Raw genomic sequence first — 22,918 nt, 5'->3', positions numbered from 1 at the left:
CCCGGCGCACGCCCTGGTGACCATGAACTCGTGGACGTATACGAAGCGGTTAAGACCAGGCGTGCAGTGCGGGGTTTCACCGATCGGCCGGTGCCGGATGACGCGCTGCGGCGCGTGCTGGCCGCCGCCGCATGGGCGCCGTCGGGTTCCAACATCCAGCCGTGGCGGGTGTACGTCCTGACCGGCGAACCGCTGAAACAGCTCAAGAAGGCGGCGGTGGAACGCGTGACCGCGGGCGACCCCTGGGACGAGCGGCAGTTCCAGATGTACCCGCCGGAGTTGAAGTCGCCCTACGGGGAGCGCCGGTCGGCTTTCGGCATCCAGCGCTACACCGCACTGGGCGTCGCGCGTGAGGATTGGGAGGCACGGCAGCGCGCCGCCCTCGGCAACTGGGACTGCTTCGGTGCCCCCACTGCACTGTTCTGCTATATCGACCGAGACCTCGGGATGCCGCAGTGGGCGGATATGGGGATGTACCTGCAGACCGTCATGCTGCTGCTGCGCGCGGAGGGCCTGCACAGCTGCCCGCAGATGGCGTGGTCTCAGGTTCGCGAGACCGTCGCGGACGCGGTGTCACCGCCGGACGACCTGATCCTCTTCTGCGGCATGTCCATCGGCTACGAGGACCCGTCGGTGAGCGTCGCGCGCACCGGTCGCGCGCCTCTCGGCGACACGGTGTCGTTCGTCAGCTGACCACGGGGTCACCACGGTCGGACTACGGACTTCCAAGGGTTCGCTACGGACTCGATGCGACGAATCTGATCTCAACGGGCCAACCGGCCCCGTCATCAGCAGAGATCACGGAGATTCATCATGAAGGTGACCACCGACTCGGAGCTCGCATCGCGGTTCACCCGTGATGCGGGGCCCCTGTTGGATGCGCTCAGCCGCCGCGCCCGCCGGTTGACGACGTGCGACGCCGACGCCGAGGATCTGCTGCAGGACACGCTGCTGCACGCCTATCGGGGCTTCCGGTCCTTTCGGGAGGGTTCCAACCTCAAGGCCTGGATGTTCCGGATCATGCACAACCGGTGGGTCAGTGCGCACAGGTACAAGCAGTGCAGGCCCGCGGAGGTGGCCGTGGACGACCTCGGCGAATGGGAGCCGACCGACGGTCACTGCGTGGAGGCGGGCGTCCTCGAGTCGCTGTCCGACAGCGAGGTCAAAACCGCGCTCGCCACCCTGCCGGAGGGGGTTCGCGCGGTCATGTACTACGCGGGGGTGCAGGGCTACACCTACGCGGAAACCGCTGCGCTGATGAACATTCCGGTGGGCACGGTGATGTCGCGGGTGTCCCGCGGCAGGCAACGGCTGCGCGTCGTACTGGCACATCTCGACCACAGCGCCGACCTCGCCGCCTGAGCAACCGAACATCAAGGGAGACAACATGTCCGCGAACAATTACGACCCGGCATGGGAGAGCGCGCTGGTGGTGCTGCAGGAGGTGCAGCCGCCGTTCCTTCCGCAGGACCCCCATGCGATGACGGTCAGCATCACCTATCCACCCGGCAGCGCGGGCGCTCCGCCGCACCGACACCCCGGCGGGCCGGCCTTCGGCTTGGTGTTGGAGGGCGAGATGCTCTTCGAGTTGGAGGGTGAGTCGCCGCGCGTGGTGCGCGCCGGCGAGGCGTTCTGGGAACCGGGCGGCGACGTCATCCACTACTCGGACGGCAACAACCGCGACGACGCGCCGCTGCGCTTCACGGTGACGATGATCTGCGACCCGAACCAGCCGATGCTGACGCTGATCTCCGACGCCGAACTGGCTGCGCGGCAGCACCTTCGGGTGCGCGTCGAGGGGGCGTAGCCGATGTCCAGAATCCTGCTTCAGACGACGATCACCGACCATCCCGACGACTGGGGGATCGAGCGCTTCTCGCTGCTGACCGCCGAACTCCGCGCTGCCGGGCACACGGTGATCGCGCGGAACCGGGCGGACGGTGCGGGGGACGACCCGGTACTGAGCCATGTTGATCAGCTCGGCGTCGACCAGCTGTGGCTGATGGCGGTGGACGTCGGCACAGGGCTCACCGTCGCCGAGGCCGACGCCATTACCCGCTTCCGCCACCACGGCGGTGGCGTGCTGACCGCGCGCGACCACGAACAGCTCGGCAGCTGCCTGAGGCACCTCGGCTCGCTGGGCGCCGTCAACCGGTTCCACGACGCGAGCATCGACCCCGAGTCGATGCTCGACGACCGCGACACCCCCGAGATCTCCTGGCCCAACTTCCATTCCGGGTCGAACGGCGACTATCAGCCGGTCCTCGTCGACGGCCCGGTGCACGAACTCCTGCGGACCCCGCGTACCGCGAGCGGCCGGATCGAGTGGTTCCCGGCACATCCCCACGAGGGGCTGGTGGTGGCGGACGTGCCGGGGGCGACGGTCCTGGCGCAGGGCCGAAGTACGGCGACGGGAAGGCGCTTCAACCTGGCGGTCGTCCTCGACGGCGAGCGTGCGCCCGACGGACGGCCGATGGGTCGGGCAGTGGCCGAGTCCACGTTCCACCACTTCGCCGACTACAACTGGGATGTCAGCTGTAGCGCGCCGTCCTTCGTCAGTGAGCCACCGGGCAGCCAGATCGCCGACGATCCAGCGCGCCTCGAGCCGTTCAAGGACTACGTGCGCAACATCGCCGCCTGGTTGGACCAGTCCGGCGGGGACCGGAGCGTCGCCAATGCCAGGCTGCTCAGGCCCATCAAGACGATGGTCAGGACGAGGAACGGCGGGTAGCCGCCGAATCGGTCGAACGTCGCGCCGGCGGCGAGTGGACCGAACGCGGTCCCGAGCGGCAGCGCGGCGACCATGCCGCCGAACAGACCGCCGAAGTTCTTGAGCCCGAAGTAGCGCGATGCGAGATAGGCGATGACGTCGACCTCGGCGCCCAGCGTCAGACCGAACAACGCCGCCGCGATGCTCTGGCTGAGCGGATTGGCGCCGTCGACCAGCAGCAGCGCCGCGCCCGCTATCGGCTCGAGGTAGGCGCAGGCGCCGACGATGCGGCCGGGGAACCGGTCCAGGAGGAACCCGACGCCCAACCTGCCGACGATCGAGAACACACCCACCAGGGCGGCGGTACTCGCAGCGGCCAGCGGCGCGGCGCCCGCGCCCCGCAGGATCGGCACCAGGTGCACCACCACCCCCAGTGTGGTGAACGCGAACAGGCCTGCGGCGGTGAGGAGTTGGTAGAACGTGATGGACCGCAGCCCCTCGGCGAGCGTGACGCCGGGGAGGTCGGCGGCGGCGGGCGCCGGGGAGCTGGAAGTGGCCGGCGTGTTCGCGGTCCGGTCGTCCTGCGCGCCGCGGAAGAACAGCACGACCGCGATGAGGACGAGCGTGCCCCACCCCGCGGCGAGCGCCACGAAGGCGCCGCGCCAGGCGAATTCGCCGATGAGGGCGGTCGCCAGCGGAGGCAGCACCGCGGCCGCGAGCGACCCGCCGGACAGCGTCACCGCGAGAGCCAGCCCGCGTGACGTCTCGAACCGGCTGGCCACCGCGCTGGTCCACACCGTCGTCTGCACCCAGAAGCTGGCGAAGGCCAGCACACTCCAGAGCAGAATCCAGTTGGTCAGCGATCCCGTCGCGGTGCTCAACAGACCGAACGCGACCGCCATCAACACGACGCCGGTGAGCCCGACGCGACGTGGGCCGAGGCGGTCGACGGCGAGGCCGATCGGAAGGGCGGCGACGGCGCTGGCCATGCCGACGATCGTGAGCCCGAGTGAGGTATCGGCACGCGACCAACCGAACGCCTGTTGCAGGGGCTCGAAAAACGCGCCGAGTGAGTAGACGTGGATGACGCCGATCGAGTAGCCCAGCCCCGCGGCGACGGGCAGTGTGCCGTAGCGCCGCCACTCGGAAAGACCGTCCGTGTTCGCAGCCGTCACCACGTGTCCACGAATCGATGCGGTCGCTGCGGCCGAGGCGGCACCGCAGCCAGTGTGTTGACGATCAGGGCTCGCGTCTCCGCGGGGTCGATGACGTCGTCGATCTCGAAAAGCGCTGCGGCGTTGAGGGCACGGGCGTGATCCTGAGCGGCGGCGGTGGCCTGCCGGACGCGCTCCTCGCGTTCCTCCGCGTCCGCGATGGCCTCCAACTCCTTGCGCATGCCCAGTCGCACGGCGCCCTCGAGGCCCATCGGGCCGAGGTGCGCCCCGGACCACGCGACGGTCAGCACCGGTTCGTGCAGGCTGCCTCCCGACATGGCCTGCGCGCCGAGGCCGTAGCCACGGCGCAGCACGACGGCGATCAGCGGAACCGTCAGCGCCGCACCCGCGACGAGCATGCGGGAGGCGCGTCGCACCAGACCCTCGGCCTCGGCGGCGGGGCCGACCATGTAGCCGGGGCAGTCGATGAGCGACAGTACGGGCAGGCCGAACGCCTCGCACAGTTGCAGGAAGCGCGCCGCCTTGTCCGCGGCGCCCGCGGTGATCGCGCCCGCCATCACGCGGGTGTTGTTGGCGATGACGCCGACGGGCCGACCCGCGACGCGTCCGAGTGCCGTCACCATCTCCGGCGCGAACCGCTCGCGCAGGAACGTGACGGAGCCGGTGTCGCAGAGGGTTTCGATGATGGGGTTGACGAAGTAGGCGCGCCTCGCCCGCTCCGGAATCAGGGTTCGGAGCGCGGTCTGGTCGGCGGCGGCCCCGGCCGGGACCTCGCCCTGGAAGTAGCCGAGGAGTTTCTTCGTCGCCGCGACGGCGGCGGCCTCGTCGGGCACCACGACGTCGACGACCCCGTTGGGGGCCTGCATCGCGATGGGCCCGACGTCGTCAGCCGGTACGTCGCCGAGACCGCCGCCTGCGATCATCGCGGGGCCGCCCATGCCGATCGACGCGTCTTCGGTGGCCACGATCAGGTCGGAGCAGCCCGCGATGACGGCGTTGCCCGCGAAGCACCTCCCCTTGACCACCGCGAGGCGGGGAACCAGGCCGGACAGGCCCGCCCACAACGCGAACGCGCGGGTGTCGAGCATCGACACCGCCGGGTAATCGGTGTCGCCGGGGCGACCACCGCCGCCCTCGGCGAAGAAGACCGTGGGGAGTCGCAGGCGTTCGATGAGCTCGAAGAGCCGATCCTTCTTGCGGTGTCCGAGCGCACCCTGGGTACCGGCGAGCACGGTGTAGTCGTAGGACAGCACCGCGGCCGGGTGGCCGTTGATGCGCGCGGTGCCGCCGATGAGGCCGTCGGCGGGCGTGCGGGCGATGAGGTCGTCGACCTCGCGCCGGGCCCGCTGCGCCGCGATCGCGAACCGCCCGTACTCGACGAACGAGTCGGGGTCGACGAGATCGTCGAGGTTCTCGCGTGCCGTGCGGCCACCCCGGTCGTGCCGACGGGCCACGGCGTCGGGACGTGCGGCGTCCTCGGTGAGCGCGCGCCGCTCGAGCAGGTGGCGAAGATCCTCGCGCATGTCGTCCGTCACGCCGTCCTCCCTCACAGGGCCGCCTGCGCCGCGAGGAGGCGGTGCCGCCACCAGGCGAGCCGCTCGGGGTCGGTCACCGCGTACTCGGCGAGCCGGGTGGGGTCCGGGCCGGGGGGCATCGGTGCCACCGGGAGATGGCCGTCGTGCGGCACCAGGGTGCGCCCGTCGGCCACGACGTCACCGAGCAGCCAGGCCGGCCGCCCTATCGGGCACGCGTACGGCAGCGCGGGCAGCGCACCGGCCAGCGCGGCCGCAGCGGACATCCCGACACTCGTCTCGAGGCCCGAGCCCGCCACACAGGGCAAGCCGGATGCCTCGGCGACGCGCAGCGCCCTGCGCACGCCGCCGAGAGTGCCCGGCACCAGCACCAGGACATCGGCGGTAGCCGCGAGATCGGCGGCTCCGGCCCGCACGAGGACGGCGATCGGCACGTCCGTCCGCAGCCGCAGCTGGGTGGATTCCGTTGCTGTTGAACAGGGTTCGACGACGTACTGCAATCCGCCCGCCGCCGCGGCCAGCCGGCTGACAGCGGAGGCGGCGGTGTCGGCGTCCCAGGCGCCGCCGGCGTCGCAGCGGATCGCCCCGCGGGGGCCGAGGGCGTCGCGGACCGCCTCGACCCGCGCCACGTCGTCACCGATACGGCCCGCGCCGACCGCGACATCGGCCGTGCCACAGCCCGACTCGACAACCAGTCGGTGGGCGTCGGCGGGCGCCACCGCGGGCACCCGCACGGCGACAGGCACCCGGCCGCGCACGGGATCGGGCCACCCGACGGTGCCCGGTTCGACGGCCGCGGTGAGCCACCGCACCGTCGCATCGTGGCCGGCGTTACGCGGTGGGCTGAACTCGCCCCAGCCCTGTGGTCCCTCGAGGAGCATGCACTCGCGAGCGCCGTCCTCGCCGAAACCGCTGGCGACGGGCACCGCGACGATCGCTGCGCCGTCGAAATCGATCAAAGTCTTCACTGAGGGACCACGCTAACGGGCAGGTACCCTCGGGCTGATGCCGGACCGCCATTCCGTGAGCACCGAACCGCGTGCGCGTGCGCGCGCCCGATGGGTCCGCCTGGTCCCCGTCTTCGTCATCGAGTCGATTCTGCTCGGCGTGCCGTGGTGGACCCTGTTCGGCTCCGGAGCGCTGTGGCCGTCTCCCGTCGTCGTCACGGGCACCGCGGTGCTCGCCGGCGCGTTCGTGGCGCTGCCGCTGCTGATGATGGTCGGGCACGGCCGCAGGCACCGCGACGGGGCGGCGATCGCCGGTGACGCCCTGCTCGGCGTGATGTGGGTGCTGTTCGTCTGGTCGGTCATCGGTCAGCTGCTCGGCCTCGGGTTGCTCGTCGCGGGTGTCGAGAACCCGACGCGGGCGCGCATCGTGGCGGGCGCAGTTGTCGCCGTCGTAGCCCTCCTGCTCGCCTGGGGCTACACCGAGGCCATGCGGGTGCCGCGGCTGCGCCACGTCGACATCGCGATCCCCCGGCTGGGCCGCGGTCTGGACGGGTTGCGGGTGGCCGTCGTCACCGATACGCACTTCGGTCCGATCGACCGATCTCGTTGGACCGCAGGCGTTGTCGAGCGCGTCAACTCGCTCAGGGCCGACGTCGTGTGCCTGGTGGGCGACATCGCCGACGGCACGGCCGAGGTACGTGAGCCGCAGGCGCGCCCGCTGGCCGACGTCCGGGCGAGCATGGCTCGGGTGTACGTGACGGGCAATCACGAGTACATCAGCGAGGCACAGGGCTGGCTGGCGTACATGGAGAACATCGGGTGGGACACCCTGCACAACCGCCATCTGGTGGTCGAGCGCGACGGGGCGGAACTGGTGGTCGCGGGCGTCGACGACGCCACCGCGCGCGGGTCCGGGGTCGACGGGCACGGTGCGGACCTGGACGCGGCGCTCGACGGTGCCGACCGCGCGACGCCGGTGCTGCTACTGGCGCATCAGCCCAAGCAGGTCGGTGACGCGGTGGCGGCGGGCGTGGATCTGCAGATCTCCGGGCACACGCACGGCGGGCAGATCTGGCCGTTCAACTTCCTGGTGCGGCTCGATCAGCCGGTGGTGCACGGGTTGAGCGCGCACGGGGAGCGGACGCAGCTGTACACCAGCCGCGGAACGGGCTTCTGGGGGCCGCCCTTCCGGGTGTTCGCCCCAAGCGAAATCACGGTGCTGACGCTGCGCTGCCCGTGACATAGCGGAATTTCCCTGCATCGAGCCGGCGTTCGACAGAGCACCAGCACGACACGATTCGCAGGGAGCCCATCATGATCGACCCGTACGCCGCCAGTGAGAGCGACGGTCGTCGTGCGCTCCGTCTGCTGATGATGCTCGCGACCGTGATCGTCGCGGCCGCCGGACTCGCCGCGGTCGCCGCGCCGACGGCCCGCGCCGCCGAGGCGTGCAGCGACGTGGAGGTGGTGTTCGCCCGCGGTACCGGTGAGCCCGCGGGCCTCGGCCGCGTCGGCGACGCCTTCGTCGACGAACTGCGCGACGACCTGAGCGGACAGACCGTTTCCGCCTACGCCGTGAACTACCCCGCGTCCTACGACTTCCTCAAGGCGGCCGAGGGCGCCAACGACGCCAGTGCGCGCGTGCAGGCGACCGCGGCGGCGTGCCCCGACACCAAGATCGTGCTGGGTGGCTTCTCGCAGGGTGCCGCGGTGGTCGACTTCCTCACCGCCGCACCGGGTCCGGTCTTCGGCTTCACCAACGTGCTGCCTGCACCGGTCAGCGATCACGTCGCCGCCGTCGCGGTGTTCGGCAACCCGTCCAACAAGATCGGTCACGCGCTGTCCGCGTGGAGCCCGCTCTACGGGGTTAAGACGATCGACCTGTGCAACGGTGCCGATCCGGTGTGCTCGCCGGGTAACGACCGCCCCGCCCACAGCCTGTACGTCGAGGCCGGATTGACCGATCAGGCAGCCGATTTCGTGGCCGCCCGCATCAACACGCCCGCCAGCGGCGTGGTCGACCAACTGACCGCGCAGGGCTGATCAGACGCTGAGCTTGCGGTACCGCTGGAGGCGGCGCACCCCCGCTGCGGGCGATGGCCCGTCGTGGGGACGGAGCGCCGCCTCCATGCGTGCGCGCACGTCCCCGACGTCGAGGTGCGTGCCGATCGCGACCAGGCGGTTGACGGGCGCCGTCGGCGGTGCGGCCGCGACGTGCACCGACGGGCCGACGACGTTCACCAGATAGCGGCGCTCGCGCTCCCGATAGCGCACGGCGACAGTGCCTTTCATGCGATACACGCCGGTGGGCGGCTCCTCGAGCAGGTCGAGGAGGGCGCCGATGTCGACGCACCCCGCGCCGGTGACGGTCACCGAGTCGGCGTGCACGTGGGCGTGCGCGTCGGCCGGGGTCGCGGGTCCGGGATCGGGGGCCGCGTCGAGCAGCAGCTCGCGAAACGACAGCTGCCCGCCGACGTCACCGCTCTCGTCGGCGTCGGACACGTCGTAGAGCAGCGTCGGATCCACCCTGGCGCCGATCGCCCCGACGATGTGCGCGTGCGGATTGCGTTCCCGCACCCGGTTTTCCACTCGTTCCAGGGTGGCAGTGCGGTCGGCTTCGGCTACCTGGTCGAGCTTGTTGACCACCACCAGCGACGCCGCGCCGTACCGCGCGAGCGGAAGACCGCCGGTGTCGACGGTCTCGAAGTGCGTGGCGATGTCGATGACGTCCACGACGCCGCCGGGCCGTACCCGCTCGACTCCGCTGTAGCGGATCAGCCGCGACACCGCGATGGGGTCGGCGAGTCCGCTGGCCTCCACGATGATGGCGTCAAGCGCGAGGCGCGGGTCGGTCAGCTTCTCGAGCGCGCCGTCGAGACCCTCCTCGTCGGAGAGACAGCAGATGCACCCGCCGGTGATCGACGCCGGCTCGTCGACCTGGCCGGTGACCAGTGAGGCGTCGACGTTGACATCGCCGAAGTCGTTGACCACGACGCCGATTCGCGCGCCGGGTGCCCGCAACACGTGATTCAGCAGGCTCGTCTTGCCCGCGCCGAGATACCCGGTGAGCGCGATGACGGGGATCGCCGTCGCACCGCTCACAGGTCGGAGATGTCGTCGGGTACGTCGACGGCGTAGTCCGCGAGCACCTCGATCGACACCAGGTCGAGCGTGCGTTCGTGCGTCGCGGCGAGTACCACCGGGCATGCGAAGCCGTCCTCGTGCGCCCGCAGCCAGTTCACCGCGGTCACGCACCAGCGGTCGCCGGGCGTCAGGCCGGGGAACCGGTACTCCGGCCGGGGCGTGGAGAGGTCGTTGCCTATCGACCGCTGATGGTCCAGGAACTCGGATGTGACGACGCCGCAGATGGTGTGCCTGCCCGCGTCCTCTTCGCCGGTGCTGCAGCAGCCGTCGCGGTAGAAGCCGGTCATCGGCTCCGTTCCGCACGGCTCCAGTGTTTCGCCGAGCACGTTGCGTTCCGCCATGAGCACAAGTATTGCGAACGTGCCGGGGCCGCCGGAGGACGGCACTAAGTCCTCAGCCGTTGACATGCCCGAGGGGTGGGCTTAGTGTGCCAAGTCACCAAGTGTTGACATAGCTTCCGGCATCGAATGGAGCCACCCTTGAGACGCATCGCGCAGCTCGCTATCGCGGCTCCCCGCCGCCTGCTCGTCCTCGCCCTCCTGATCGCCGCGGCGGCGAGTGTCTTCGGGGTGCCCGTCGCGAAGAGCCTGTGCGCCTGCGGATTCGAGGATCCGACCTCGGAGTCCGCCGCCGCACGGCAACTGCTCACCAGCACGTTCGACATCGGCGACGTACAGCTGCTGCTCCTCGTCAGCGGGCCGGGCGGCGTCGACGGTCCGCAGGTCGGCCCGGTCGGCAGGCAACTCGCCGCCGCCCTGACCGGCTCGCCGCACGTCGTCTCGGTGAGCTCGCCGTGGACGTCGCCGCCACCGCAGCGCGCCCCGCTCGTCGGCCGGGACGGCTCGGCGGGTCTGATCGTCGTCGGGATCGCCGGCGACGAGAGCGTCACCCAGCAGTACGCCGCGGATCTGGCCGACCGCTTCGCCCGCGACCGCGACGGCGTCACCGTGCAGGCGGGCGGCGACGCCATGGTCAACGTGGAGATCACCCGACAGTCCCAGCGCGACCTCCTGCTGATGGAGTCGATCGCGATCCCCATCAGCTTCCTGATACTCGTCTGGGTCTTCGGCGGCGTGCTCGCCGCGGCGGTTCCACTCGCCGTCGGCGGGATGGCGATTCTCGGCTCGCTGGCCGTGCTGCGCGGCGTCACCACCTTCGCCGACGTGTCGATCTTCGCGCTCAACCTCAGCGCCGCGATGGGCCTGGCGCTGGCCATCGACTACACGCTGCTCATCATCAGCCGGTATCGCGACGAACTCGCCGACGGCGTGTCCCGCGACGACGCGCTGACCACCACCATGGCCACCGCCGGCCGGACCGTCGTGTTCTCGGCCACCATCGTCGCGCTGTCGATGGCGGTGATGGTGATCTTCCCGATGGCCTTCCTGAAGTCGTTCGCGTATGCGGGCGTCGCCACCGTCGCCTTCGCCGCGTTGGCGGCGCTCGTCGTCACGCCGGCCGCGCTGGTGCTGCTGGGAGATCGGCTGCAGGCGGCCGACGCCCAGCCGGTCGAGCGGCGGTTCCTCCACCGGTGGACCAGGGCCGTCATGCGGCGCGCGCTGCCCGCGGGCCTCGCCGTCGTGACGCTGCTGCTTCTGCTCGGCGCGCCGTTCCTCGGGGTGAAGTGGGGTTTCCCGGACGACAGGGTGCTGCCGACGACGGCATCGGCGCACACCGTCGGCGACACCCTGCGCGACGACTTCGCCGACGACGCCGCCGCCGCGGTGAGCGTCGTGATCCCCGACGCGGCCGGACTCGTCGCCGCCGAGTTCGATCGCTATCGCGACGATCTGGCCCGCGTCGCCGACGTCTCCGCCGTCTCCCCGGTGCGCACGGCCGACGGCAGGGCCACGCTGACGGTGCAGAGCACAGCGCCGCTGTTCTCCGACGCCTCGGAGCGACAGCTCGACGCGCTGCACGCCGTCACCGGTCCCGGCGGTCGCGAGGTGCTGTTCGCCGGCACCGCACAGGTCAACCGCGACAGCGTCGCCGCCGTCACGTCGCGGCTGCCGGTCGTCCTGAGCAGCATCGCGATCATCATGTTCGTCGTGCTGTTCCTGCTCACCGGCAGCGTGCTGATCCCGCTGAAGGCGTTGCTACTCAACGTGTTATCGCTGTCGGCTGCGTTCGGCGCGATGGTGTGGATCTTCCAGGACGGGCATCTGGGCGGCCTGGGCACGACGTCCACCGGCGTCCTCGTCGCCAACATCCCGGTGTTGCTGTTCTGCATCGCGTTCGGCTTGTCGATGGACTACGAGGTGTTCCTGGTGTCCCGGATCCGGGAGTTCTGGCTGACGACCCGCAACAGCGACGAGGCCGTCGCGCTCGGCATCGCCCGCACCGGTCGCGTCGTCACCGCCGCCGCCCTCGTCATGTCGATCTCCTTCGCCGCGCTGATCGCCGCCGAGGTGTCGTTCATGCGGATGTTCGGACTCGGTCTGACGCTCGCGATCCTCGTGGACGCGACGCTGGTCCGAATGGTGTTGCTACCCGCCGTCATGCACGCGATGGGCGAGTGGAACCGGTGGGCCCCGAAATGGCTGACGAGGCTGCACAACCGCTTCGGGATCTCCGAAGATGAAGTGAACCCCATGGGCCCGGACATCGTGCCCATCACCAGGAGGTGTGTGTCGTGACCGTGATCGCCGCCGTACGAGGAGAGCTGCCCCGGAGGCGCTATACCCAAGCCGAGGTGACCGAGGCGCTGATCGGGATGCCGGGGTTCACCGAGCACGCCGACTTCATCAGGGCCGTGCACCGCAGCGCCAAGGTCGAGAGCAGGCACATGGTCGTGCCGCTCGAGGAGTACGTGACGCTCACCGACTTCGGTGCCGCGAACGACGTCTTCATCGAGAACGCCGTGGCGCTCGGCTGCGCCGCGGTGACGGGCGCGCTGGAGGAGGCCGGCCTGCAGCCAGAGGACGTCGACGTCATCTTCACCACCACCGTGACCGGGCTGGCGGTGCCGACCATCGACGCCCGGATCGCCGGCCTGATCGGGCTGCGGCCCGACGTCAAGCGAGTCCCGCTGTTCGGCCTCGGCTGCGTCGCAGGTGCCGCGGGGACCGCGCGGATGCACGACTACCTGCGCGGCGATCCCGACGGCGTCGCCGTGCTGCTTGCGGTCGAGCTGTGCTCGCTGACCCCCAAGACCGATCCGTCGCTGGCGACGCTCGTCGGCAGCAGCCTGTTCGGCGACGGTGCCGCCGCCGTCGTCGCGGTGGGCGACCGCAGGGCCGAGGCGATCGACGCCTCCGGACCCGAGGTGCTCGACTCGCGCAGTCACCTGTACCCGGACTCGCTGCGCACCATGGGGTGGGACGTCGGGCCGACCGGCTTCCGGCTGGTGCTGTCGCCCGACGTGCCCGCGGTCGTCGAGAAGTACCTGGCCGACGACGTCACCGGCTTCCTCGCCTCGCACGGCCTCACCACCGCCGACGTCGGCGCGTGGGTGAGCCACCCCGGCGGTCCGAAGGTGATCGAGGCGATCGTCTCGAGCCTCGACCTGCCCGATGATGCGCTGGAACTGACCTGGCGGTCGCTCGCCGAGGTGGGCAACCTGTCGTCGGCCTCGGTGCTGCACGTGCTGCGGGACACGATGGCCAAGCGGCCACCCGCGGGCAGTCCCGGCGTGCTGATGGCGATGGGGCCGGGCTTCTGCTCGGAGCTCGTCCTGCTGAAGTGGCGCTGAGCATGCTCGCCTACGTGGCGCTCATCGCCGCGGTCGCCGTCGAGCGGGTCGCCGAACTGGTGGTGTCGAAGCGGAACCTGGAGTGGAGCCGGGAGCGCGGCGGCACCGAGTTCGGGGCGGGCCACTACCCGGTGATGGTGGTGCTGCACACCGCGCTGCTGGTCGGTTGCGTCGTGGAAGTCGTTGCGCTGCATCGGCCGTTCATCCCGGCGCTCGGCTGGCCGATGCTCGCGGTCGTGGTGGCCACGCAGGTTCTGCGGTGGTGGTGCATCAGCACGTTGGGGCACCACTGGAACACCCGCGTCGTCGTGATCCCCGGTGCCCAGCGCGTGACGGGCGGACCGTACCGCTTCATCCCGCACCCGAACTACGTCGTCGTCGTGATCGAGGGCGTCGCGCTGCCGCTGGTGCATTCGGCGTGGCTCACCGCGATGGTCTTCACGGTGCTCAACGCCGCGCTGCTGCGGACTCGGCTGAGGGTCGAGAACACGGCGCTGGCGAGCCTGTCGTGATCGACCTGCTGGTGGCGGGCGGCGGACCCGCGGGCCTGGCGACCGCGCTGTACGGGGCGAAAGCGGGCCTCGAGGTGGTCGTCGTCGAACGCCGGTCCGGTGTCCTGGACAAGGCGTGCGGCGAGGGCATGATGCCGCACACCGTCGCCCATCTCGAGGGCCTCGGCATCGATCCGGCGGGCAGGCCGCTGCGGGGGATCCGCTACGTGGCGGGTGAGCGCCGCGTCGACGCGACGTTCCGGGCCGGCAAGGGGCGCGGCGTGCGCAGGACGGTGCTGCACGAGGCGCTGCTGGACGCCGCGCAGCTGGCGGGCGTACGGGTCGTCACCGAATCGGTGGGTGACGTCGTACAGGACGGGGAGTCGGTGCGCGCCTGCGGGTTACGGGCCCGCTACCTGGCGGCCGCCGACGGCCTGCACTCGCCGATCCGGCGCGATCTCGGGCTGGCCCGGCCCGCCGCCGGACCGCGGCGCTGGGGGATCCGCAGGCACGTCGAGATGCCGCCGTGGACGGACTCGGTGGAGGTGCACTGGGCTCGCGGCCCCGAGGCCGGGGAGGCGTACGTGACGCCGGTCGGCGACGACCTGGTCGGTGTCGCGATCCTGAGCTCGGCCACGGGCGGTTTCGACGCGCACGTCGCGGACTTCCCCGAGTTACGCGATCGGATGGCGGGTTTCGCGCACGGCCCGGATCGTGCAGCGGGGCCGCTTCGGCAGCGGGTCGGCAACCGGACCGCGGGCCGGGTGCTGCTCGTCGGCGATGCGGCCGGCTACATCGACGCGCTCACCGGGGAGGGCATGGGCCTGGCGTTCGGTGCGGCCGAGCTGCTGGTCGACTCGATCGTCACGGACCGCGTCGGCGACTACGACCGGCGCTGGCGTCAGCTGACGCGCCGCTACCGGTTCCTCACGGCGGCGCTGGTGCGGGCCGGGACCGTGGCGCCGCTGCGGCGCGGCATCGTGCCCGCCGCCGCGGCGCTGCCCGGGGTGTTCGAGGGCGTCGTCAACCAGCTGGCCGCCTGACCCGGCGGTACTCTCGGTGCAATGACCCAGGCGTCACCGCCGCTCGACGCACTGCTGGCACGGGCGGGCGGCATTCGAGGACTCGTCTACTCCGGGCTGCCGGTCACGGCCTACGCGCTGACGTCGTCGCTGGCCGGTGTCACGCCCGCGATCATCGTGGCGGTCAGTGCGGCAGCGCTCATTCTGGCCTGGCAACTGGTGCGCAGGGAATCCCCTCGGCCCGCGCTGTTCGGCTTCGTGGGTGTCGCGGTCTGCGCGGGCTTCGCGCTGGTGACCGGGCAGGCGAAGGACTTCTACCTGCCCGGTATCTGGAGCTATCTGGCGGCCGCGATGGTGTTGACGGCGTCGCTGCTGATCCGCAGGCCGCTCGTCGGGATGGGCTGGGCGTGGATCACCGGCCGCGACAACGCCTGGCGCCGGGTGCCGCGGGTGCGCCTGCTGTTCGACATCGCGACCGCCGCGATGGCCGTCGCGTCGTGGGCGCGCTTCTCCGTCCAGTACTACCTCTACGACACCAATCAGGCCGAGCTGCTCGCCGTCGCCAGGATCGCGATGGGCTGGCCGGTGTTCCTGGTGACCTCGACGATGATCTACTTCGCCGTCCGAACGGCGATCCGCGCACTGCCGAGAGACGCCGAATCCACGGGTTGATGCGCTCCGGTGGGTAGGTTCTGCACACCGGGGCGACGACGGGAGAGACGGTGCGGGGTATTCGGATAGCCGGAGCGTGTCTGGCGAGCGCACTGCTGATCGGCGCCTGCGGCGGACAGGGCACCGGCCCGACGAACTCGGCCGGTGGTTCCAGCGCCGCCAGCACCTCCCAGACGACGCCCCCCGTCAGCCCCGACAAGCTGAACCCCGGCCGCTACTCGACGAAACCGCTTGCGCCGATGGGCAAGGCGGGCACGCCGGAGCGCGGCGCGGTGCTGCAGGCGCAGCAGATGGCCGACTACGTCGTCGGCCCGTGGGAGGTCGACAAGGCGATGATCGACCCGTACCTGGACACCTACTACGTGATGAGCGGACCCGCGCAGCTGTCCAGCCTCGGGCCGCAGGCCACGGCGGACGCGGCGACGACGCACGGGATGGTGAACGGATTCGGCTCGGCGCGGGAGGATCCCGACAAGGCGGCGATGCTGAACGCGGTGCTGCGCTTCCCCGATCCCGCGTCGGCCGCCGCGGCGAGCAGGGACATGAACGTCGCCGCGTCGGCCCAGCCGATCTCGGGTGCCCAGCCGGAACCCGTTGCCATACCGGGGCATCAGGACGCGGCCGCGTCGACCTACACCTACACGCCGCGCGACTCGGACCGGCCGCGGACCTTCGTGCGCGCGTACACCCCGCACGGTCAGTTCGTCCTGATGCAGTTCGCGCAGTCGGTCGACGGGGTGGGGGGCGCGTCGGCGCTGGTGGCCAAGGCCATCGACCTTCAGGCCAAACTCATCGACGGATTCACGCCCGCCGACGTCTCGGCGCTGGCCGACGTCGAGGTCGATCCCACCGGTCTGCTGGCGGAGACGCTGCCGTTGCCGACGGCGGAGGCCAGCCCGATCAAGAACGCCGTGTACGGGCCACGGGGGGCGTCGCACTTCCAGAGCAACCCCGTCGCGTCGACGACGCTTTTCGACGACACCAGGGTCACCGCGGTGTCGATGGCGGGCGCGAACGTCTATGAGGCGCACGACAACCCGTCGGCTCGCATGATCATCAACTCGTTCAACCAGGAGGTGTCCGGGATGGCGGGCGCGACCCAGGCCGCGCCGGTACCCGAGATCCCCGAAAGCCACTGCATGGCGTTCCCGCAGGCGTTCTACTGCGTGGCGCCCGCGGACAAGTACGCGATCGAGATCCGGGGCGCGAAGTTCGAGGACGTCCAGCAGCAGATCGCCGCGCAGTACATCATCCTGACGGCGAAGTAGCGCGAAGATCAAGTGCCGCAGAAGGTTTGATAGCGGCCGAAGTCATCGGGCGCCGGCTCCGCGTAGCGCTCGAAGCCCGGTCGCTCGTCGAACGGCTGCGACACGGCCGCCAGCAGCCGGGTGACCGGTGCGAGGTCACCGTCGGTGGCCGCGGTGAGCGCCTCCTCGACGAGGTGGTTGCGCGGCACGTAGACGGGGTTGACCCGGTCCATCAGGTCGGCGTCGGGTTCCAGCGCCGACCAGCGTGCCGCCCACGAGTCGAACCGGGCGAGATCGGGGAACAGACCGCGCGCCGGCTCGCGGTCGCCGCGCGCGTGCCGGGCCAGGGCGCGGAAGAACGACGTGAAGTCGATGTGGTTGTCGCGCAACAGCTCCAACAGGTCGTCGACGACGTCTTCGGCAGGCTCGGTGAGCCCGATCTTCGCGGCGAGCCCCGCCGACCACACGTGAGAGAACGCGGGCCCGAACCCGTTGAGCGCTTCGGTCGCGACGGCGATGGCCCGATCCTGATCATCGGCGAGCAGCGGTAGCAGCGCCTCGGCGAAGCGCGCGAGATTCCACGCGGCGATCGCGGGCTGGTTGCCGTAGGCGTAGCGGCCGCCGTGGTCGATCGAGCTGAACACCGTCGCCGGGTCGAACACGTCCATGAACGCACACGGCCCGTAGTCGATGGTCTCGCCCGAGATGGTCATGTTGTCGGTGTTCATCACTCCGTGGATGAAGCCGACGAGCATCCAATGCGCGATAAGCGACGCCTGCCGCTGCGCCACCGCCTCGAAGAGCGCGAGGTAGGGCTGCTCGGCTCCCGCCGCGGCCGGGTAGTGCCTGGCGATCGCGTAGTCGGCGAGCCTGCGCAGGAGATCGGGCGACTCGAGATTCGCCGCGTACTGGAAGGTGCCCACGCGCAGATGGCTGGCGGCGACGCGGGCGAGGACGGCGCCGGGCAGCGGCTGGTCGCGGTAGACGGGCTGCCCCGTGGCCACCACCGCCAGCGCGCGGGTGGTCGGGATGCCCAGCGCGTGCATCGCCTCGCTGATGACGTATTCGCGCAGCATCGGGCCCGCGGCGGCGAATCCGTCGCCGCCTCGGGAGAACGGCGTCGCACCGGACCCCTTGAGGTGCAGATCGCGGCGCGTCCCGTCGGAGCCGACGAGTTCGCCGAGGAGCAGCGCGCGGCCGTCGCCGAGGCGCGGGCTGTAGTTGCCGAACTGGTGTCCGGCGTAGCCCTGCGCGACCGGAATGGCGCCGTCGGGCACCACGTTGCCGAGCAGGAACGCCAGGCCGTCGGAGGTGCGCAGCCAGCCCGCGTCGAGGCCCAACTCCGAGGCCAGGGCCTCGTTGAGGGCGAGCAGGGCCGGTTCGGGAGCCGCGGCGGCCCGCCACTCGACTGCGAGCTCGGGCAGTGCGCGGGCGAAACCGGCCTCGAGGACGACGGTGGTTTCAGGTGCGCTGGTCACGCTCCCAGCGTACGTACCGAGTGCCTCGACAGCCTGGTTCGGTAAGCTCAGGGCTTTGCGGAGGGCGAACCCCGTCCCGTGGACGCCGACATGGTGGTCGGCCGCCCGTACCAACACGCATCACCTGGAGCAGTCCGTTGAGCCTCAACACCATCGCCCTGGAACTCGTCCCGCCGAACCTGGAGCAGGGTCGGGAGCGGGCGATCGAGGAGGCGCAGAAGGTCCTGAAGAGTTCGCTGGAGGCCGGCCTCGAAGGCCGCATCAAGCACGTGATGATCCCCGGCATGATCGAGGAGGACGGCGACCGTCCCATCGAGATGAAGCCGAAGATGGACGTTCTCGACTTCTGGTCGATCATCAAGCCGGAACTGCCGGGGGTGAACGGGCTGTGCACCCAGGTCACCGCGTTCTCCGACGAGGCGACGCTGCGCGACCGGCTAACCACCCTGCGCGAGACGGGGATCGACGGCATCGCGTTCGTCGGCGTGCCGCGCACCATGAGCGACGGCGAGGGCGCCGGTGTCGCGCCGACCGATGCGCTCGGCATCTTCGACACCCTCGTCGACAACCGCGGTGTGATCCTCATCCCGACGCGCGACGCCGAGCACGGCCGCTTCGAGTTCAAGTGCAAGCAGGGCGCTACCTACGGGATGACGCAGCTGCTGTACTCCGATGCGATCGTCGACTTCCTCACCGGTTTCGCCAAGGGCACCGAGCACCGGCCCGAGATCCTGCTGTCGTTCGGTTTCGTGCCGAAGCTCGAGACCAAGGTCGGCTTGATCCAGTGGCTGATCCAGGACCCCGGCAATGCGGCGGTGGCCGCCGAGCAGGAGTTCGTCAGGCAGCTGGCCGCGACCGAGCCCGAGCAGCGGCGCCGGCTGATGGTCGACCTCTACAAGCGCGTCATCGACGGTGTCGGCGAGCTCGGCTTCCCCATGAGCGTGCACTTCGAACCGGTGTACGGCGTGAACACCCCGTCATTCGAGACCTTCGCCGCGATGCTCGACTACTGGTCACCGCTTACCGCTTACCGCTAGCCGGTAGCGGCGGGTGGCGGGTGGCCGCGATGACCGGGCGGTGCGGTCGGCGCAGAGTGTTCTCATGACCACACCTGACACCGGCATTCGTCCGCTGTTCACCACCGTCGACGACGTCCGCATCCGGTACGCGGAGGGCGGGTCCGGGCCCGTCGACGCGATCCTGCTCAGCCCCTGGCCGGAGACGATCTACGCGTACGACCGGATGTGGCCGACGCTGACCGGGCATGCGCACGTGGTCGTGGTCGACCCGCCCGGCTTCGGCGCCTCCGGGGGCCGGCCCGAACTGCTGAACCCGAAAGCGCTGGGGGACTTCGTCGTCCGCATCGCGGACGCCTTCGGGATGGCGCGACCGCATCTGGTCGGGCCCGACGTCGGCACGTCGGCGTCACTGTTCGCGGCGGCGGCGCAACCGGGCCGATTCGCGTCGGTGGTGGTGGGTTCCGGTGGCGCCGCGGTGCCGATCGCCGTCGCAGGACCGCTCGAGGAGTGGGTCTTCGCGTCCGACCTGCAGCCGTATCGCGACATCGGCGGTGCCGCGATCGTCGACGTGGCCCTCGGCACCATCGCCGGCTACACCCCGCCGGAGCACATCCGCGCCGACTACCTCGCGAGCTATGCGGGCGACCGATTCGCCGAGACGATCCCGTACGCGCAGAGCTATCGGACCTGGCTGCCGGTGCTCGCCGAGCTGCTGCCGTCGATCGAGACACCGGTGCGCATCGTGGCGGGCGGCGCCGACCAGGTGGTCCCGTCGATCAACGCCACGTTCCTCGACGATCGCCTGCCGAACTCCCGCGTCGACCTCATCGACGGCGCAGGCCACTTTGCCTGGGAGGAACGGCCCGCCGAGTACGCCGACCTCGTCACCGGGTGGTGGGCGGAGCACTCTCGCTGAGATGCTGCCAACCGCCGATCAATTACCGCCACCGGAATTAACCCGCTGAGCACTGCGTTATGGCTGGCAGACCGGATCGGAAACCTCCGAAAAGGTGAAGACAAGGTTTGGACCGCGACACCAGCGCCACGGCTCGAACACGAAAGGGAAGGTTCATCATGAAGAAGTTCGGATTTGCCAGCGTCATCGCCACCGGATTCGCCGCCGCCCTGTTCGGCTTGGCTGCCCCCGCGTCCGCGGACGTCACCCATCACCAGTGGGTGCAGGACATCCAGCAGCAGGCCACCGTCGGCTCGGCTCAGGCCACCGTGGGCAACGGCCGCTGACACGACTCACGCCGAAGGGGCACCCGGAACCGGGTGCCCCTTCTTCGTGTTCGGGTCGCGCGGGGCGTGGAACCTTCCTAGGCTCTCCCTAATCGCACCGCCGCGATGAATTCCGCATTCCGTAGGCGTCTACTCGTGTGGACCCCCGAGCGGAAGGCGGAACGTCGTGAATCAACCCCGGATCGTGACGGCTGATGAGTGGACGCGTGCCCGCGACGAGCTGCTGGTGCAGGAGAAGAAGGTCACCAGGGTGCTCGACGAGTTGGCCGCCAAGCGCCGACGCATGCCGTGGTTGGCGGTGGAGAAGGACTACGCGTTCGACGGGCCCGACGGCAGGGTGAGCCTGCTGGATCTGTTCGCGGGCCGGCGTCAGCTCATCGTGTACCGCGCGTTCTTCGAACCCGGCGTGCACGGCTGGCCCGACCGCGCGTGCACCGGCTGCTCGCTGGTCGCCGATCAGCAGGCCCATCCGGCACATCTCAACGCCCGCGACGTCACCCTGGTGTTCGCGTCGCGCGGGTCGCAGCCGAACATCAACCGGCTGAAGGCCCGAATGGGCTGGGAAATCCCGTGGTTCACGATCGTGGGCGAGGAGGGCGCCGAGTTCGACGTCGACTTCGGCGTCGACGAATGGCACGGCACCAACGTCTTCATCCGCGAGGGTGACCGCATCTTCCGCACGTACTTCCTCGACAACCGCGGCGACGAGAAGCTGGGCGGAACCTGGTCCTATCTCGACATCACACCGCTGGGCCGCCAGGAGGAGTGGGAGGACTCGCCGCAGGGCTACCCGCAGGAACCGCCCTACCAGTGGTGGCGGTGGCACGACGACTACGACAGCCTGCCGACGTGAGGCTCGCCTGTCGGGTCGGTGCCCTGTTCGCCGTCGGTTCGGCTGTGCTGCACGGCTTCTCGCTCGGCGGTGGGCACTCCGTCGCCATGGCGGTGCTGACCCTCGCGATGGTCGCCGCATGTCTGTACTGCGCCGCGGACCTGTGGACGCGCGGGACCGAGCGCGCCTGGGTGCTGGTCGCCGTGATGAACCTGGCGATGATCGGCGTGCACCTGCCGATGTCCGCCCATCACCACGGCGCGGTGAGCGCAGCGGCACCGACGTCGGTGGCGATGACGGCGGCCACGCTGCTCGCCGTCGTCGAGGTGGTGCTCGCGACCGTGGTGCTCGGCGTGCGATCGCGGCGTTACGAGCCGGGCCTGCCCGACGTCACGTAGTCGGCAAGCGCCGTGCCGAAGGCGTTGGCGCCCTTCCCGTTGGGGTGCAACGGTGCCGCGGGGTTGACGGGCCGGAAGCCCTCGAAGTAGCGCTCGGCGGGGTCGGCGCACAGATCGCGGCCGGCGGACAGGGGCCGCGGATCGAAGTAGTCGACGCCCGCATCGGAGGCCAGCTGCTGCTGCCGGGAATCCAGTTCGTCGAGCTTTGCCGCGAAGTACGTCGCGTCGACGGGGTTGATCGGCTCGTCCGGGAAGCAGCCCTGCGGCCTGATGTACGAGCCGTAGCCGACGAGCACGATCCGCGCGTCAGGGGCCTTGGCCCGCACCGCACCGATCAGGTCCGCCCACTCGGCGGCGCCGGCCTCGATCGCCTCCGACACGGTGTCGACACCGTCGGCGACGAAACCCGCGGAGCATGGCTCGCCGCCGGGGGAGCGGCGCAGGCACGACGCCGCCTTCGCCGACAGGTCGACGTCGTTGCCGCCGACGGTGATCGTCACCAGCCGGGTGTCGGCCCGCACGGCGTCGAGTTGCGGCGGCACCGGGCCGGAGTGGGTCGGCTGCGACCGCGACAGGAGATCCTCGGTCCTGGCGCCGCTGCACGTGACGTCGGTGAAGGAGACGGCGCCGATCCGCCGGGCGAGCACCGACGGGTAGTTGTTGGTGGACTTCAGGCAGCCCGTCGGCGTGCCCTGGCTGGGTACCAGCGGGGCTGCGGCCGCCGAGTCGCCCATCGCGACGTACGACGGACCCGTGGCCGCCGGAGCGGGCGTCGGGGGCGGAGCGGGCGGCGTGGGGGCGGGGCCGGGGGCGCACGCCGTGAGCGTCGCGACAGCCGCGAGGCCCGAGATGATTCGTGTGCGCATCCCACCGTCTATACCGGAGCCGACGCGGGGCGTGCCATCGTGGAGAGCATGGCCACACCCGTCGGACGCCTCGGCGCGACGTCGATCGACTGTCCTGACCCGGCTGTTCTCGCCGACTTCTACGGCGCGCTGCTGGGTATGCACCGGGTCGTCGAAACGCCCGACGGCGGCGTGATCGCGATCACCGACGGTGCCGCGACGCTCGCGCTGATGCGCGTGACCGACTACGCGCCGCCGACGTGGCCGGAGCCGGGACAGTTGCAGCAGATGCACCTCGACGTGTCGGTGACCGACCTCGACGCCGGAGTCCGGCAGGCGGTGGCGCTGGGCGCCCGTGAGGCTTCGCTGCAGCCTCAGCCCTCGCTGTGGCGGGTGCTGATCGACCCGGCCGGCCATCCGTTCTGTCTGACCACGGTCGGCGCGGACTGACCCGACCCGCCTATCCTGACCCG

Annotated in this window: 25 protein-coding genes; 18 read left to right on the top strand and 7 right to left on the bottom strand. The window is 70.6% G+C overall.

The window, feature by feature from the left end:
- Positions 1–30: 30 nt before the first annotated feature.
- The 4 genes from NM203_RS21460 (at position 31) to NM203_RS21445 (ending at position 2,731) form a co-directional block, all read left to right on the top strand.
- On the top strand, positions 31–693 hold the full coding sequence (locus NM203_RS21460) for a nitroreductase family protein (protein ID WP_255062438.1): 663 nt from the start codon (positions 31–33) through the stop codon (positions 691–693).
- A 120-nt stretch (positions 694–813) separates the two neighbouring features.
- Positions 814–1,362, top strand: a complete 549-nt coding sequence (locus NM203_RS21455; RefSeq protein ID WP_255062437.1) for an RNA polymerase sigma factor — start codon at positions 814–816, stop codon at positions 1,360–1,362.
- A gap of 25 nt (positions 1,363–1,387) precedes the next feature.
- Positions 1,388–1,807 carry a cupin domain-containing protein gene (locus tag NM203_RS21450; RefSeq protein ID WP_255062436.1) on the top strand — a complete coding sequence of 140 codons (420 nt, stop codon included), beginning with the start codon at positions 1,388–1,390 and terminating at the stop codon, positions 1,805–1,807.
- Between the two features lie 3 nt (positions 1,808–1,810).
- Positions 1,811–2,731 carry a hypothetical protein gene (locus NM203_RS21445; protein ID WP_255062435.1) on the top strand — a complete coding sequence of 307 codons (921 nt, stop codon included), beginning with the start codon at positions 1,811–1,813 and terminating at the stop codon, positions 2,729–2,731.
- On the opposite strand, the gene NM203_RS21440 is transcribed toward NM203_RS21445, so the two are convergent.
- From NM203_RS21440 to NM203_RS21430, 3 genes are read right to left on the bottom strand one after another with little or no spacing between them, the layout of a single operon-like run.
- Positions 2,617–3,885 (bottom strand): MFS transporter, encoded by a 1,269-nt coding sequence (locus NM203_RS21440; protein WP_255062434.1) that lies wholly within the window; start codon positions 3,883–3,885, stop codon positions 2,617–2,619. The two genes, NM203_RS21445 and NM203_RS21440, sit on opposite strands and share 115 nt — an antisense overlap.
- The gene (locus NM203_RS21435; RefSeq protein ID WP_255062688.1) at positions 3,882–5,408 is read right to left on the bottom strand and encodes an acyl-CoA carboxylase subunit beta; all 1,527 of its coding nucleotides are present in this window, start codon (positions 5,406–5,408) and stop codon (positions 3,882–3,884) included. Before NM203_RS21435 ends, NM203_RS21440 begins: the two co-directional genes overlap by 4 nt.
- 23 nt (positions 5,409–5,431) lie before the next feature.
- Positions 5,432–6,385 (bottom strand): enolase C-terminal domain-like protein, encoded by a 954-nt coding sequence (locus tag NM203_RS21430; protein WP_255062433.1) that lies wholly within the window; start codon positions 6,383–6,385, stop codon positions 5,432–5,434.
- Positions 6,386–6,422: 37 nt separating this feature from the next.
- Here NM203_RS21430 and NM203_RS21425 point away from each other — a divergent pair, with 37 nt between their 5' ends.
- Both NM203_RS21425 and NM203_RS21420 read left to right on the top strand, forming a co-directional pair.
- Entirely contained in the window at positions 6,423–7,604 is a 1,182-nt protein-coding gene (locus NM203_RS21425) for a metallophosphoesterase (RefSeq protein ID WP_255062432.1), read from the top strand.
- A 74-nt stretch (positions 7,605–7,678) separates the two neighbouring features.
- On the top strand, positions 7,679–8,407 hold the full coding sequence (locus tag NM203_RS21420) for a cutinase family protein (protein WP_255062431.1): 729 nt from the start codon (positions 7,679–7,681) through the stop codon (positions 8,405–8,407).
- Here NM203_RS21420 and NM203_RS21415 read toward each other — a convergent pair whose 3' ends face one another.
- Positions 8,408–9,466 carry a CobW family GTP-binding protein gene (locus NM203_RS21415; protein ID WP_255062430.1) on the bottom strand — a complete coding sequence of 353 codons (1,059 nt, stop codon included), beginning with the start codon at positions 9,464–9,466 and terminating at the stop codon, positions 8,408–8,410.
- Positions 9,463–9,849, bottom strand: coding sequence for a DUF2237 family protein (locus NM203_RS21410; RefSeq protein ID WP_255062429.1), 387 nt, complete (start codon positions 9,847–9,849; stop codon positions 9,463–9,465). The genes NM203_RS21415 and NM203_RS21410 overlap by 4 nt, the downstream gene beginning before the upstream one ends.
- A gap of 126 nt (positions 9,850–9,975) precedes the next feature.
- On the opposite strand from NM203_RS21410, the gene NM203_RS21405 reads away from it, so the two are divergent.
- From NM203_RS21405 to NM203_RS21380, 6 genes are read left to right on the top strand one after another with little or no spacing between them, the layout of a single operon-like run.
- Complete coding sequence (locus NM203_RS21405) at positions 9,976–12,144, top strand: MMPL family transporter (protein ID WP_255062428.1); 2,169 nt, start codon at positions 9,976–9,978, stop codon at positions 12,142–12,144.
- Complete coding sequence (locus NM203_RS21400; protein WP_255062427.1) at positions 12,141–13,199, top strand: type III polyketide synthase; 1,059 nt, start codon at positions 12,141–12,143, stop codon at positions 13,197–13,199. The genes NM203_RS21405 and NM203_RS21400 overlap by 4 nt, the downstream gene beginning before the upstream one ends.
- 2 nt (positions 13,200–13,201) lie before the next feature.
- On the top strand, positions 13,202–13,711 hold the full coding sequence (locus NM203_RS21395; protein ID WP_255062687.1) for an isoprenylcysteine carboxyl methyltransferase family protein: 510 nt from the start codon (positions 13,202–13,204) through the stop codon (positions 13,709–13,711).
- Positions 13,708–14,733 carry an NAD(P)/FAD-dependent oxidoreductase gene (locus tag NM203_RS21390; RefSeq protein ID WP_255062426.1) on the top strand — a complete coding sequence of 342 codons (1,026 nt, stop codon included), beginning with the start codon at positions 13,708–13,710 and terminating at the stop codon, positions 14,731–14,733. Before NM203_RS21395 ends, NM203_RS21390 begins: the two co-directional genes overlap by 4 nt.
- A gap of 21 nt (positions 14,734–14,754) precedes the next feature.
- Positions 14,755–15,384, top strand: a complete 630-nt coding sequence (locus NM203_RS21385; protein WP_255062424.1) for a DUF3159 domain-containing protein — start codon at positions 14,755–14,757, stop codon at positions 15,382–15,384.
- 50 nt (positions 15,385–15,434) lie between these two features.
- Positions 15,435–16,652, top strand: coding sequence for a DUF7373 family lipoprotein (locus NM203_RS21380; protein ID WP_255062423.1), 1,218 nt, complete (start codon positions 15,435–15,437; stop codon positions 16,650–16,652).
- Positions 16,653–16,660: 8 nt separating this feature from the next.
- Here NM203_RS21380 and NM203_RS21375 read toward each other — a convergent pair whose 3' ends face one another.
- On the bottom strand, positions 16,661–18,109 hold the full coding sequence (locus NM203_RS21375) for a protein adenylyltransferase SelO (RefSeq protein WP_255062422.1): 1,449 nt from the start codon (positions 18,107–18,109) through the stop codon (positions 16,661–16,663).
- Positions 18,110–18,246: 137 nt separating this feature from the next.
- Between NM203_RS21375 and NM203_RS21370 the strand changes: the two genes are divergently transcribed.
- From NM203_RS21370 to NM203_RS21350, 5 genes are all read left to right on the top strand, one after another.
- A complete protein-coding gene (locus NM203_RS21370) occupies positions 18,247–19,146 on the top strand; it encodes a mycobacterial-type methylenetetrahydrofolate reductase (protein WP_255062421.1) in 900 nt (299 codons plus the stop codon).
- Positions 19,147–19,210: 64 nt separating this feature from the next.
- A complete protein-coding gene (locus tag NM203_RS21365; RefSeq protein WP_255062419.1) occupies positions 19,211–20,044 on the top strand; it encodes an alpha/beta fold hydrolase in 834 nt (277 codons plus the stop codon).
- A gap of 158 nt (positions 20,045–20,202) precedes the next feature.
- Positions 20,203–20,370, top strand: a complete 168-nt coding sequence (locus NM203_RS21360) for a hypothetical protein (RefSeq protein ID WP_255062418.1) — start codon at positions 20,203–20,205, stop codon at positions 20,368–20,370.
- Positions 20,371–20,536: 166 nt separating this feature from the next.
- Positions 20,537–21,223, top strand: a complete 687-nt coding sequence (locus NM203_RS21355; protein WP_255062417.1) for a DUF899 domain-containing protein — start codon at positions 20,537–20,539, stop codon at positions 21,221–21,223.
- On the top strand, positions 21,220–21,600 hold the full coding sequence (locus NM203_RS21350) for a hypothetical protein (RefSeq protein ID WP_255062416.1): 381 nt from the start codon (positions 21,220–21,222) through the stop codon (positions 21,598–21,600). The genes NM203_RS21355 and NM203_RS21350 overlap by 4 nt, the downstream gene beginning before the upstream one ends.
- On the opposite strand, the gene NM203_RS21345 is transcribed toward NM203_RS21350, so the two are convergent.
- Positions 21,570–22,466: an SGNH/GDSL hydrolase family protein gene (locus NM203_RS21345; RefSeq protein ID WP_255062415.1), complete on the bottom strand. Its 897-nt coding sequence runs from the start codon at positions 22,464–22,466 to the stop codon at positions 21,570–21,572. The two genes, NM203_RS21350 and NM203_RS21345, sit on opposite strands and share 31 nt — an antisense overlap.
- Positions 22,467–22,514: 48 nt before the next feature.
- On the opposite strand from NM203_RS21345, the gene NM203_RS21340 reads away from it, so the two are divergent.
- Positions 22,515–22,895 carry a VOC family protein gene (locus tag NM203_RS21340; RefSeq protein WP_255062414.1) on the top strand — a complete coding sequence of 127 codons (381 nt, stop codon included), beginning with the start codon at positions 22,515–22,517 and terminating at the stop codon, positions 22,893–22,895.
- The last annotated feature ends 23 nt before the right edge of the window (positions 22,896–22,918 follow it).

Origin of the sequence: Mycolicibacterium arenosum (genome assembly GCF_024320865.1) — a bacterium.
GTDB lineage: Bacteria > Actinomycetota > Actinomycetes > Mycobacteriales > Mycobacteriaceae > Mycobacterium > Mycobacterium arenosum.
Note: the sequence above shows the minus strand (reverse complement) of the source record. Positions and strands in the feature narration are given on the sequence as shown.

Coding starts and splice junctions, on each gene's coding strand:
- NM203_RS21395 (WP_255062687.1), top strand. CDS start 13,202: ATGCTCGCCTACGTGGCGCTCATCGCCGCGGTCGCCGTCGAGCGGGTC.
- NM203_RS21455 (WP_255062437.1), top strand. CDS start 814: ATGAAGGTGACCACCGACTCGGAGCTCGCATCGCGGTTCACCCGTGAT.
- NM203_RS21435 (WP_255062688.1), bottom strand. CDS start 5,408: ATGCGCGAGGATCTTCGCCACCTGCTCGAGCGGCGCGCGCTCACCGAG.
- NM203_RS21340 (WP_255062414.1), top strand. CDS start 22,515: ATGGCCACACCCGTCGGACGCCTCGGCGCGACGTCGATCGACTGTCCT.
- NM203_RS21345 (WP_255062415.1), bottom strand. CDS start 22,466: ATGCGCACACGAATCATCTCGGGCCTCGCGGCTGTCGCGACGCTCACG.
- NM203_RS21365 (WP_255062419.1), top strand. CDS start 19,211: ATGACCACACCTGACACCGGCATTCGTCCGCTGTTCACCACCGTCGAC.
- NM203_RS21420 (WP_255062431.1), top strand. CDS start 7,679: ATGATCGACCCGTACGCCGCCAGTGAGAGCGACGGTCGTCGTGCGCTC.
- NM203_RS21450 (WP_255062436.1), top strand. CDS start 1,388: ATGTCCGCGAACAATTACGACCCGGCATGGGAGAGCGCGCTGGTGGTG.
- NM203_RS21425 (WP_255062432.1), top strand. CDS start 6,423: ATGCCGGACCGCCATTCCGTGAGCACCGAACCGCGTGCGCGTGCGCGC.
- NM203_RS21385 (WP_255062424.1), top strand. CDS start 14,755: ATGACCCAGGCGTCACCGCCGCTCGACGCACTGCTGGCACGGGCGGGC.
- NM203_RS21405 (WP_255062428.1), top strand. CDS start 9,976: ATGGAGCCACCCTTGAGACGCATCGCGCAGCTCGCTATCGCGGCTCCC.
- NM203_RS21445 (WP_255062435.1), top strand. CDS start 1,811: ATGTCCAGAATCCTGCTTCAGACGACGATCACCGACCATCCCGACGAC.
- NM203_RS21410 (WP_255062429.1), bottom strand. CDS start 9,849: ATGGCGGAACGCAACGTGCTCGGCGAAACACTGGAGCCGTGCGGAACG.
- NM203_RS21360 (WP_255062418.1), top strand. CDS start 20,203: ATGAAGAAGTTCGGATTTGCCAGCGTCATCGCCACCGGATTCGCCGCC.